The organism is Endozoicomonas sp. ONNA1 (genome assembly GCF_024606325.1).
In the GTDB taxonomy this organism is placed as follows: domain Bacteria; phylum Pseudomonadota; class Gammaproteobacteria; order Pseudomonadales; family Endozoicomonadaceae; genus Endozoicomonas_A.
Genome location: NZ_JAHHPN010000654.1, coordinates 25,679 through 38,409, shown reverse-complemented (window position 1 = coordinate 38,409; position 12,731 = coordinate 25,679). Strand labels below are relative to the sequence as shown.

The following is a 12,731-nucleotide window of genomic DNA, read 5'->3' as shown; positions in this document are numbered from 1 at the left end:
TGAATGGGTGTGTTGCACGAAAGGTGACTGCTTGAGGTAATGGGCTTGCAGAATACTTGCTATCGGTCACCTATTCACCCTTTCATATCAAGCTTTGTCTCGAAATTGTCCCCTACAGAGAGAGGTAACAAGGTTAGAATGAACAAATAACAGCCAGATCTGACAATAGCCCTTTCACGAGCTTTTCCTGATCTATCCTTCCTCTCTGTCCACCAGAATGTAGGGATAGAATTATTAAACATTCCCTCTTTGCAGCACTGCTGTTGCTGATGTCTGCCTTCTGTCAGGCGAAGTCGTTGACGGAACGTTTTGTTGTCGAGCTTGAGCAGAATTCCGGTTCCCCAAACAAAAGCTTTTCTATAAAGCGTGGCTGTCATACATTGACGCAGGATCCACCAGTCATTGCCAATACCAACGGCGATGCAGGACCAGATTTGCCGCCTGATAACAAACGACACAAATATAAAAGTTACGGAATAAAAACGACCCTTATTAAGTCGATTTCGTGGCAGTGGCTTCACGCTGCTCACCTGCTGGTGGGTTACGAACTGATCCCGGTCACCAAGGACGTGCGTCTGAGTTCCACCCCTTATTTATGGCTACCTATAGAAGTGGTTGTTGTCAGTTGGCTTTTAAAAAGCTACTGGAATCCCACTTCACCGCTGTTTAACCACAGTCAACACCAGGAGGCAGCCTCTGTGCTCACACAGGACGGTCAACCGTTTGCGATCATCACTATGATGCATGGCTCTGGTGATAACCGACCACAATGTACACCACTAGAATCATCCGGCCAGAGAGTCGGGATAGCGAGCTGTCACCCTGCAGGCTCTTTCAATCATCTCCTGTATTCTGACTCTGATGGCGGTGACGGAGGGCCCCGGGAAAACTCACACACTTTGGGTTTCAATTGTTTCGTTCATCCCTGTCATGGCGTTTGTCAATTTCCGGGAGCAAGATCGGGACAAAGCTCACGCTCTCATTCGCTGAATGAACACGGCCTTACTTGCATAGGCTATTTTGGTCCCGTAAACGCAATACACCCAATGAGTCCCGCGTCTGCCAGCAACAATGGCCCTGACGGGGCAGTGAAAGATGATGTACCAACACATCGGAATGTGCCTGTCTCTGCTGATGACTTGGTTATAATCGATGGGTTACTCAGGCTAAGTAATCCCGGTCTTCCAGAAGGAAGCGGGATTTCCTGTACAGCTCCCCGTTTCTCATACCCAATCGGGATTTCACCTCTGGGTCGCCTTCCTTCCTGCAACGTGACCGTGTTCGGGGAGGATGGTCTGCAGCGACCCTGCGGGAAAGTCTTCAAGAATGTTCGATCCATGTCATCTCACAAAAGCAAATACCACACCGGACAAAAAACCTGTGACCTGATAGTGGCAGGGAAAGATGGTCAACAACAGCCATGCGGGGAAGTCTTCATGAATGCTCATACTCTTGCGAATCACAAAAGAAGCGTACATAGCGGGCAAAAAACCTGCAACGCAACACTGTTCACAGAAGATAATCAGCCGCGACCATGCGGGACCATCTTCAAGAATGCCCAATCTCTGTCGACTCACAAAAGCCAATATCATACCGGGCAAAAAACTTGTGAGGTGACCGTAATCGGGGAGAAGGGTCTGCGGCGATCCTGCGGGAAGCTCTGCAAGACGGCTAGTGCCTTGTTGGTTCACAAAAGAAACGAACACATCGGCGAAAAAATCTGTGGCATGACCGTGCTCGGAGGGGATGGCCAGCCGCATCCCTGTAGGAAAGTTTGCAAGAAACCTCAAGAGCTGGCGGATCACAAAAGAAGAGACCACAGCAGACAGCAAACCTGTGAAGAGACAGACATTGGGGAGGATGGCTTGCAGCGACCATGCAGAAAGATCTTCAAGAATACTAAATCCCTGACGGAGCACAAAAGCAGATACCACAGAGGGCCACAAACCTGTGGTGCAACAGTGGTCGGTGAAGATGATCAGCCGCGACCATGCGGGACAGTTTGCAAGCATGGTAAAGCCCTTTCGGATCACAAAATTCAAGTCCACAGCGGGCAAAAAAGCTGTAAGGTGACCATGGTCGGGAAGGATGGCCAGCCACAGCCATGCGGCAAGATCTGCAAGAATGCTCATGCCCTTGCAAATCACAAAAGCAGACAGCACCGTGAGCCAAGAACCTGTGAAATGATAACAGTTGGGGTGGATGGACAGCAGCAGTCATGCGGAAAGATCTTTAAGAATGTTCATTCCCTGTCGGATCACAAAAGAAGACATCGAAAACGCCAGCGTGTTGATGAGAATCAGGACGACGACAGAGCTCCTGAAGAAGGTAAAGTGAAAAGTGAATAAGCAACGATCAGACCGGACAGCAGCGCTCCCACGAGCTTTTCTTGATCTATTCTTCCTCTCTGTCAACCGGAATGCAGGGATAGAAATATTAAACAATCACACCTTACTGCACTGGTGTTGCTGATGTTGTTGTCTAACGTCTGTCAGACCGAACTATTGACAGGATCTTTTATTGTTGAGCTTGACCAAAATGCAGATTATCCAAATCAGAGTTTTTCTATAAAGTATGGCTGTCATACATTGCCACATTACCCGCCTGTCATTGCCGCCTCTAAAGTTTATGCAGAGTCAGATTTGTCATCTTATAACAAACGACAAAAAACGTTCAGTTATCGAATAAAAACGATTTTTGTTGAGTCGATTACGTGGCAATGGCTTTACAGTTGGCACCTGCTGGTGGTTTACGAGCTGATCCTGACCACCAGAATCACCCCTCTTGGTTCCACCTATTATTCATGGCTACCTGCAGAAGTGGTTGTCGTTGTCAGTTGGCTTTTAAAAAGCGATTGGAACCTCAATGCACCGCTGTTTAAAGCGCTTGAACTGCAGGAGTCAAGATCCATGCTGATACAGGAGGAGGATCATCCATTTGCGAGCATCCCTATGATGTATGGATCGGGAGATAACCCAACACAATACCCACCCTCAGAATCATCGGGCCAGCAAGTTACCAAAGCCACCACTGAACCTGCACGCTCTTTTACCAGTCTCCAGTATTTTGTCTCTGGCGACGATGAAGGAGACTCTCAACAAAACTCACATACTTTAGGTTTAAATTGTTTTGTCCATCCCTGTCATGGCGTTTGTAATTTCCGGATATCATTCGATAGTACAGAGTCCGTTGAATCGCAGCAGAACTCTCTGAATAGCTCGTACCCGTATTTGGCTGATGGACACCGCTTAAGTTGCGTAGATCAGAATGATCTTTCTGACGTTCAACTCCCATTCGATTATGACCCTGTATTTGATGGAAACCCTGGAGACGAAGTCGCCCATACCACCGACGTTGCCGGGTCACTCATTGATGATGTGGCATTGTTCGAAACCCTACCTTCCAAGACAGAGGATTTTGAGGTCGTTAATAAGTCACTCGATTTGCGGTATCTTCTCGAAGGAGACCAGATACTCTTTACTCATGACCATTCAGAAAGACAACCAACCACCACCGAATCATCCCAATTGGATCAGAGCCAACTTCATCTTTCTCACGAAGGAGCAATACCAGTTACACACAACACTAGACAATTCATATGTGATGTAACTGTGGTTGAGGAGAATGGTCTGCGACGACCATGCGGAAAGGCCTGCAAGAACGCTCGCGTGCTGTCGAATCACAAATGCGGATACCACCGCGGGGAACGAATCTGTGATGTGATCGTGATCGGGGAGAATGGCCAGCAGCGGCAATGCGGAAACGTCTGCAATAATGCTAATGTCCTATGGGAGCACAGAAGAAAAGTTCACAGTGGGCAACAAATCTGTAACGTTACCGTGGTCGGAGAAGATGGACAGCCAAGACCATGTCGGATGGTCTTCAAGAATGTTCCATCTTTGTCAACTCACAAAACCAAATACCACACCGGGCAAAAAAACTGTGCCGTGACCATAATCGGGGAGAATGGCCGGCAGCGAGCATGTGGTGTGGTCTGCAAGAACGCTGCAGCCCTGTCACATCATAAAAGAAGAGAGCACTCCGGACAAAAAATCTGTGATTCAACTGTGGTCGGGGAGGATGGCCAGCTGCGGCCATGCGGGAAGGTTTGTAAAAATATTCAAGATCTGTTGGGTCACAGAGGCAAAGTCCACAGATTACAACAAATCTGTGACAAGTTCGTGTTCGGGGAGGATGGCCAGCTGCGGCCATGCGGAAAGGTCTGCAAGAATGCTCCTGCCCTGTCGCTTCACAAAAGACGAGATCACACCGGGCAAAAAGCCTGTGACGTGATAGTGTTCGAGGGGGATGGCCTGTCGCGGCAATGCGGAAAGATCTGCAAGAGTAAAGAAGAGCTGCATTATCACAGAAGAAAACATCGGAAACGCAAGCCTGTTGATTTGGCACAGGACAATGATATCAGTCCTTGATCTGGCACCCGCCGTTCACGAGTTTTTCTTGATCTATCCTTCCTCTCTGTTAACCAGAATGCAAGGATAGAATCATTAAGCACTCTCTTTTTGCAGCACCGTTGTTGCTGATATTGTTGTTATCTGTCGCATGTCACGCGGAACCGTTGACAGAATGTTTTGTTGTCGCGTTTGAACAGAATACAGGCTCTCCAAACAAAAGCTTTTCTATAAAGCCTGTCCGGCACACGTTGACACACAGCCCGTCAGTGATTGCCAAAACAAACAGCTATGCAGAACCCGATTTACCATCTGATAACAAGCGACATAGACCTGGCAGTTACGAAATGAAAACGCCCCTTGTTGAGTCGATTTTCTGGCAATCGCTTTACGTTTCCAATCTGCTGATGGGTTACGAACTGACCATGACCACCAAAGACGTCTCTCTTGGTTCGACCCCTTATTCATGGCTACCTGTAGAAGTGATTGTCGTTGTCAGTTGGCTTTTTAAAAGCTATTGGAACCCCCAATTATCCCTGTTTAACCCGATTGAACTACAGGAGGCAAACTCTGTACTGAGAGAGGGGGATGAGCCGTCTGCGACGATCAGTATGATGTATGGCTCTGGTGATAACCAAACACAATACCTGCCATCAGAATCAGCTGGCCACCGAGTCCCGGCAGCTAGCAGCCAACCTACAGGCTCTTTCGTTCGGCTCCAGTATTCTGACTCTGGCCGCAGTAACAGAGACCCTCATCAATATTTGCATAGTTTAGGTTTAAATTGTTTCGTCCATCCCTGCTGCGGTGTTTGTCAATTCCGGCCATCGGGAGCAACCCCCGAACAAATCTCATGTCCTTATTCAGAGAATATAAACATGCATAGTCGTATACAACATTTTGATTCTGGAAACGTAACGCAACCAATGAATTCAGGGGCCACCTATATTAATAAGCCTAACAGATCAGTCAATGACGATGTCCCAATGCCCGGGAATGTGCGTGTCTCTGTAAATGACCAGATTATAATTGATGGGTTACTTAGTTTGGGTGGTCGTAGTCTTCCAGAAGAAAACAGGACTTCCTGTACGCTTGCCCAATTTTCACGCCCGGTGGTGCCATCATCTTCGGGTTGTCTCCATTCCGGAGGGGTTACTCATTGCCAGCAAGCCCTTTCTAATCGTAAAAGAAGAGACTGCACCGTGCAGCTAACCTGTGACGTGATAGTGGCTGGAGAAGATGGCCAGCAACTACCGTGCGGGAAGGTCTGCAAGGGTCTTAGAACCCTGGAAAATCACAAAAGAAGAGCCCACACGGAGCAAAAAACATGTGACTTGAAAGTGGGCCGTAAGGATGGCCAGTCGAAGCCATGCGGAAAAACCTTCAAAAATGCGTTATCTCTGTCGGTTCATAAAAGCAGATCTCACAGTGGGCAACAAATCTGTGAGGTTAATGTGATCGGGGCGGATGGCCAGCGGCAGCCATGCGGAAAATCCTGCAAGAATACTCATGCTCTGTCCGAACATAAAAGAAGAAACCACGGCAGACATCAAACCTGTGAGGTAGCCGTGGTCGGAGATGATGGCCAGCAACGGCCGTGTGGGAAGGTCTGCGAGAATGCTAATAACCTTTCGATTCACAAAAGGAAACACCACACTGGGCAACAAACCTGTGACATATCCGTTGTCGGGGAGGACGGCCAACAGCGGTCATGTGGAACCGTCTGCAGTAATGTTCAGGAACTGTCATATCACAAAAGCAGGTACCACAGCGGACAACAAATCTGTGATATGAGTATGACCGGGGAGGATGGTGAGCTGCAGCCATGCGGGTCGGTCTGCAAGAATGCTCCCTCTATGGCAGTTCACAAAAGCAGATACCACAGCGGAAACAAAACCTGTGATGTGACCGCGGTCGGGGAGGGAGGGCAGCAGCGACCGTGCGGGTGGGTCTGTAAGAATGCTGGAGACCTGTCATCTCACAAAAAAAAAGTCCACACCGGCCAACAAACCTGTGAAATAAGCGTGCCCGGGGAGGATGACCAGTCGCGGCCATGCGGGATGGTCTACAAAAATGCTCTGTCTCTGGCAGTTCACAAAAGCAAAGTCCACACCGGACAAAAAACCTGTGATGTGGCCGTGGTCGGGGAGAATGGCCAACAGCAACCCTGCGGGACGGTCTGCAAGAATGCTCAATCCCTGTCGTCACATAAAAGAAAAGAGCATACCGGGCAACGAAGCTGTGATGTAAAATTCGTCGGGGAGTGTGGCCAGGAACGAGCATACGCCAAGGTCTGCAAGAGTGCCAGTGCCCTGTCGGATCACAAAAGAAGACATCGGAAACGCAAGTTTGAAGACCTGAAGAAGGATGATGACCTTAACCCTTGAGCTGACACCTTCTCCTACAGAGCCTTGTTACTTTATCTTTTTTACTGTGAGAAATTTTTCATCACCAGGGGTGACAAAAAATTGTTTCAGTCACTCATGGTTGATTTATGAGTGGGGTGGTCGTCTTGATTCATATCAACAAGCTTGCGCTTTCGATGTATTCTTTTGTGATCCGCCAGGGCTTGAGCACTCTTGCAGACCTTCCCGCACGACTGTGGCTGTCCATCCTCTCCGACCACCTTTGCCTGACAGGTTTTTTCTCCGGTGTGGTATTTTCTTCTGTGATCCGACAGGGCTTTAGCATTGTTGAAGACCTTTCCACATGGCCGCTGCTGGCTATCTTCCCCGTCCGCGCTCACCTTACAGGTTTGTTGCCCGCTGTGGACTTTGATTTTGTGATCCGACAGGACTTTTGCATTCTTGCAGACGGTCCCACATGGTCGCGGCTCGCCGGCTTCCCCTACCACTGTCACACCACAGATTTGTGGCCCCCTGTGGTATTTGCTTTTGTGCTCCGACAGGGATTTACTATTCTTGAAGACCTTTCCGCATGGCCGCTGCAAGCCATCATCCCCGACCCTTGTCTCTTCACACGTTTGTTGTTCGCTGTGGTCCCTTCTTTTATGGTCCAACAGATCTTGCAGACTCTTCCGGGCCTTCCCACAGGGTTGCGGCTGACCATCCTCACCGATCACTATCACGTCACAGATTCTTTGCCCGCTGTGGTATCCACTCTTATGAGACGACAGGGCTTTGGCATTCCTGCTGACCTTCCCGCATGGCCGCTGCCGACCATCCTCTCCAACCACGGTCACGTCACAGGTTTGTTGCCCTGAATGTTCTCTGCCTCTGTGATCCGATAAGCTTTTAGCACCCTTGAAAATCATCCCGCATGGCTGCGGCTGTCCGTCCTTCCCAACCACTATCAGGTCACAGATCCTATGCCCGCTGTGGTACCCACTTTTGAGATATGACAGAGTTGTGACATTCATGCAGACCTTTCCACATGGCCGTTGTTGGAGATCCTCCCCGACCACTGCAATATCACAGACTTGCCTCCCTGTCCGCACTTGTTGTTTTCGATTAGACGGAGTTTGTTGGCAATGGGTAGCCCCTCCGGAAGGAAGACAACCCGGGGATTTTCGAAGACTGAGTAAACCATCCACTATAATCTCGTCATCAACGTTTAAGGGAACATTCCCGGGTATTTGTACATTATCATTGAGTATCTCGTCAGGGTCACTGATAGAGACTGCTTCTGCACTCACTGGTTGTCTGGCATTTCCAGGACCAAAATGGTTTGTGCAACCAAGACAGTGTTCATTCACCGAATGAGGGCACGCGCTTTGTCCGGGTGTTACTCCCGATGGCTGGAATTGACAAACGCCATGACATGGATAAGCGAAACAATTTAAACCTAAAGTGTGTGAGAACTCTTGAGGGCCTCCTTTACCATCGCCTAAGTCAGAATACATAAGACGAATGAAAAAACCTCTAGGGTAAATGGTGGCTTCCCGGACTTGCTGACCGGATGGTTCTGATGGTGGATCTTGTGGTGGATTACCACCAGAGCCATACATCAGAGTGATGGTCGCAAACGGATAATCCCTCCGTGTCAAAATAGTAGTTGCCCCCTGTTGCTCAATCGGATTAAACAGGGGTGATTCGGGGTTCCAATAGTTTTTAAAAAGCCAACCGAAAATGACGACCACTTCTACAGGCAGCCATGAATAAGGTGCGCAGCATAGAGGGGCGTCTTTGCTGGTCAGGATCAATTCGTGACCCACCAGCAGGTGAGTGGCGTAAAGCCATTGCCACGAAATCGACTTAATAGGGGTCGTTTTTATTCCGTAACGGCTAGATCTGTGTCGTTTGTCATCCATTGACAAACCTGGTCCCGCGTCGCCGTTGGTTTTGGCAATGACTGACGGACACTTAGACGATCTATGACAGCCACGCTTTATAGAAAAGCTTTTTTTTGGAGAATCTGGATTTGATTCAAGCTTAACAAAAAAATGTTCTGTCAATGCTTCGACCTGACAGACGACAGACAACAACAATATCGGCAACAGCAAGGCTGCAAAGAAGGAGTGTTTAATAATTCTATCCTTGCATTCTGGTGGACAGAGAGGAAGGATAGATCAAGAAAAGCTGGAGAAAGGACTGCTGTCAGATCTGACCGTTACTTATTCACTTTACCCTTTTCGCCTCAACTTCTTTAGAAGTGAAGGCATCATTCTGGTTCACATGAACAGGCTTGCGTTTTCGATGTTGTTTTTTGTGATCCGACAGGGCGCGGGCATTCCTAAAGACCCTCCCGCATGGCCGCTGCTGACCATCCTCCCCGATTACGGCGATGCTACAGGTTTTTTGCCCGGTATGGTATTCGCTCTTGTGAGTCGACAGGGCTTTGGGATTCTTGCAGACCGTCCCGCATGGCCTTAACTGGCCATCCCTCACGATTACAATCACGTCACAGGTTTTTTGCCCTTTGTGGAGCCTTACTTTATGATCCGACAGGACTTTACGATTCTTGCAAATATGTCCGCAGGGCCGCGGTTGGCCATCCTCCCCGAGCACGTTCACGTCGCAGGTTTTTTGCCTACTGTGCTCTCTGATTTTGTGATTCGTCAGAACATGAGCATTCCTGCAAACCACCCCGCATGGCCACGACTGACCATCCTCCCCAACCACTGTCTCGTCACAGATTTTTTGGCTGCTGTGCTCTTTTCTTTTATGTTCCGAGAGGTCATGAATATGCTTGCAGACCACTCCACATGGCCGCGGCCGGCCATCCTCTCCGATCACAGTTACTCCACAAGTTCGTTGCCCGCTGTGCTCTCTTCTTTTGTGCCCCGACAGGGCATAAGCACTTTTGCAGACCTTTCCGCATGGTTCCGGTCGGCCAGCTTTTCTTACCACTGGTACGCTACAGCTTCGTTGCCGGCTGCGTTCTCTTCTTTTGCGCTCTGACAGGACATGAGCATTCTTGCAGACCTTCCCACATGGCGGCTGCTGAACCTCGTTCTCAACCAGTCTCACGTCACAGGTTGGAGGACAAACCGAGGCTGAAGCCCCCATTGAGTCTGTGAAATGGGGAGTCGTACAGGAAATCCCATTTTTTTCCGGAAGACTGCGATCACTTAGACAGAGTAATCCATCAATTATAACCTGATCATCAGCAGAAACAGGCTTATTCACGGACACGGGCACATCGTCTTTAGCTGGGCCGTTAGGGTCATTGGTATAGGTGGAGCCTGCGCTCATCGAGTATATAGCGTTTCCAGGACCAAAATGACGTTTGCAAACAAGGCAGCGTTCATTCAACGAATGATAACATGAGCTTTCTGGCGACGTTGCAACTGATGGCCCGAATTGACAAAAGCCGTGACAGGGATGGACAAAACAATGCAAACCTAAAGTGTGTGAGTACTGTTGAGGGTCTCCGTTACCGTCGCCAAAGTCAGAATACAGGAGACTGGTGAAAAAGCCTATAGGCTGGATATTAGCTTCCGGGACTTGCTGGCCAGATGACTCTGATGGCGGGTATTGTGGTGTTTTATCGCCAGAGCCATGCATCATTGCCATGGTCTCAAACGGGCAATCCCCCAGTGTCAGCGCAGAGATCAACTCCTGTTGCTCAATCGGATTTAACAGGGGTAAATCAGGGTTCCGGCAGTTTTTTAAAAGCCAACTGACAATCAGAGCCATTTCTATTGGCAGCCATGAACAAGAGCTGGAGTTTAGAGGAGAGTCTCTGCTGGTCAGGATCGGTTCATAACCAACCAACAGGTTTGTGGCGTGAAGCGATTGCAACGAAATTGACTCAAAAAGGGCTGTTTTTATCCCGCAACTGCATGGTCCTTCGACAATGAAATGACCTGTCAAAGGTTCGGCCCGACAGACGACAGATAATAGCAACATCAGCAATAGCATTGCTGCAAAGGGTGAGTTTTGAATAATTCTGTCCCTGCATTCTGATATACAGAAAGGAAGGATAGATCAAGAAAACCTCGTGAAAGGGCTTCTGTCAGTTCTGACTGTTACTTATTCACTTTGCCCTCATCAGGACTGAGGCCTTCGTCCTGATTCACATCAACAGGCTTGCGTTTACGTTGTCTTCTTTTGTACTCCGACAGGTCATGAGCATTCCTGAAGGCCTTTCCGAATGACCTCGGCTGGCCATCCTCCCCGACCACGATCATTTCGTAGGTTTTTTGTTCGCTGTGAGCCCTGCTTTTGTGAATTGACAGAGATAGCACATTCCTGCAAACCCTTCCGCATGGCCTCGGCTGGCCGTCCTCCCCGACCACGGCCACGTCGCAGGTTTTTTGCCCGCTATGAGCTCTGCTTTTGTGATCGGACAAAGATGACACACTCTTGCAGACCTTTCCGCATTGCTTCGGCTGGCCATCCCCCCCGACCACGGTCACGTCGCAGGTTTTTCGCCCGCTGTGATCTCTGTATTTGTGAACTGACAAAGATGACGCATTCTTGCATACCTTTCCGCACGCCCTCGGCTGGCCATCTTCCCCGACCACAAGCACTTTGCAGGTTTTTTGCCCGCTGTGATTTCTGCTTTTGTGAACCGACAAGGATGACGCATTCTTGAGAACCTTTCCGCATGGCCGCAGCTGGCCATCTTCCCCGACCTCGGTCACATCACAGGTTTGTTGACCGCTATGGTCCCTTCTTTTATGATCCGACAGGGCTTTAGCATTCTTGAAGACCCGCTCGCATGGCCCTTGTTGGCCATCCTCACCAACCACTTTTTCGACACAGGTTTGTTGCCCCGAGTGGGCTCTTATTTTGTGATTCGACAAGGCCACAGCATTGTTGCAGACCTTCCCGCATGGCCGCTGTTGGCCATCCTCTGAGACCACTGTTATGTCACATTTTTTTTGCCCGCTGTGATCCCTGCTTTTATGAACTGATAGCAATTTCGCATTCTTGAGGATCTTTCCGCATGGCCGCATCTGGCCGTCTTCCCTGACCACGGTCACGTCACAGGTTTTTTGCCCGGTGTGAGCTCTTATTTTGTGATCCGACAGAGCTCGAGTACCCTTGCAGACCTTACCACATGACTCTTGTCGGCCATCTTCTCCGGCCACGGTCACGTCACAGGTTCGCTGTCCGGTACGGTTTCTTCTTTTATGATTCGACACGGTTTGCTGGCAATGGGTAACCCCTCCGGAAGGAAGACAACCCGCAGGCGAAGACACCACTGGGCGTGTGAAATAGGCAAACGTACAGGAAATCCCCTTTTCTCCTCGAGGACCAGAACCACGCAGGCTGAGTAAACCGTTGATTATCATCTGGTCATCAACAGAGACAGGCACATTCCCGGGCATGGGTGCATCATCATTGGCTGAACCGTCAGGGTCTTTAGTGTAGGCCGACCCCGGACTCATTGAGTGTGTTGCGTTTCCAGAATCAAAATGGCGTATACAACCATGGCAGTGTTCATTCACCGGGTAACGGCATGAGTTTTGCGCGGGTGTTGCTCCTGATAGCCGGAATTGACAAACACCATAACAGGGGTGGACGAAACAATTTAAATCCAAAGTGTGTGTGGATTGTTCAGGATCTCCGTTACCGTCGCCAGAGTCGGAATACAAGAGACCAGTGAATGAGCCTCCAGACTGAGCAGTAGTTTCCTGCGGGACTCGCTGGCCGGATGATTCTGATGGCCGGTACTGCGATGGGTTATCAACAGACCCATACACCATTATGATGGTCGCATACGGTTGGTCACCCTTTATCAGCACAGATGTTGCCTCCCGTTGTTCATCTGCATTTTGTCGAAGTTCGATAACAAAACGTTCTGTCAATGGTTCGGCCCGACAGACGACAGATAACGACACTAGCAACAGCATTTCTGCAAAGAGTGAGTGTCGAAGAATTCTATCCTTGCGTTCTGGCATAGAAAGGAAGG

General features: G+C 49.3%; 6 protein-coding genes. 3 read left to right on the top strand and 3 right to left on the bottom strand.

Features of this window, described 5'->3' with window-relative positions; genetic code table 11:
* Positions 1 to 269: 269 nt before the first annotated feature.
* The 3 genes from KDK19_RS15420 (at position 270) to KDK19_RS15410 (ending at position 6,796) form a co-directional block, all read left to right on the top strand.
* On the top strand, positions 270 to 2,348 hold the full coding sequence (locus KDK19_RS15420; protein ID WP_257292298.1) for a hypothetical protein: 2,079 nt from the start codon (positions 270 to 272) through the stop codon (positions 2,346 to 2,348).
* Positions 2,349 to 2,471: 123 nt separating this feature from the next.
* The gene (locus KDK19_RS15415; RefSeq protein WP_257254320.1) at positions 2,472 to 4,430 is read left to right on the top strand and encodes a hypothetical protein; all 1,959 of its coding nucleotides are present in this window, start codon (positions 2,472 to 2,474) and stop codon (positions 4,428 to 4,430) included.
* 146 nt (positions 4,431 to 4,576) lie between these two features.
* A complete protein-coding gene (locus KDK19_RS15410; protein ID WP_257254319.1) occupies positions 4,577 to 6,796 on the top strand; it encodes a hypothetical protein in 2,220 nt (739 codons plus the stop codon).
* A gap of 86 nt (positions 6,797 to 6,882) precedes the next feature.
* Here the strand turns inward: KDK19_RS15410 and KDK19_RS15405 are convergent, their stop codons facing one another.
* The 3 genes from KDK19_RS15405 to KDK19_RS15395 all read right to left on the bottom strand — a co-directional run bounded on the left by KDK19_RS15405 (position 6,883) and on the right by KDK19_RS15395 (position 12,720).
* Complete coding sequence (locus KDK19_RS15405) at positions 6,883 to 8,679, bottom strand: hypothetical protein (protein WP_257292297.1); 1,797 nt, start codon at positions 8,677 to 8,679, stop codon at positions 6,883 to 6,885.
* Between the two features lie 307 nt (positions 8,680 to 8,986).
* A complete protein-coding gene (locus KDK19_RS15400; RefSeq protein WP_257280677.1) occupies positions 8,987 to 10,720 on the bottom strand; it encodes a hypothetical protein in 1,734 nt (577 codons plus the stop codon).
* A gap of 119 nt (positions 10,721 to 10,839) precedes the next feature.
* Entirely contained in the window at positions 10,840 to 12,720 is a 1,881-nt protein-coding gene (locus KDK19_RS15395; RefSeq protein ID WP_257254068.1) for a hypothetical protein, read from the bottom strand.
* Between the last annotated feature and the right edge of the window lie 11 nt (positions 12,721 to 12,731).

Bases quoted from the DNA above. Each gene is read 5' to 3' on its own strand.
- KDK19_RS15420 (WP_257292298.1), top strand. From the start codon at position 270: ATGTCTGCCTTCTGTCAGGCGAAGTCGTTGACGGAACGTTTTGTTGTC.
- KDK19_RS15415 (WP_257254320.1), top strand. From the start codon at position 2,472: ATGTTGTTGTCTAACGTCTGTCAGACCGAACTATTGACAGGATCTTTT.
- KDK19_RS15405 (WP_257292297.1), bottom strand. From the start codon at position 8,679: ATGGATGACAAACGACACAGATCTAGCCGTTACGGAATAAAAACGACC.
- KDK19_RS15400 (WP_257280677.1), bottom strand. From the start codon at position 10,720: ATGTTGCTATTATCTGTCGTCTGTCGGGCCGAACCTTTGACAGGTCAT.
- KDK19_RS15395 (WP_257254068.1), bottom strand. From the start codon at position 12,720: ATGCCAGAACGCAAGGATAGAATTCTTCGACACTCACTCTTTGCAGAA.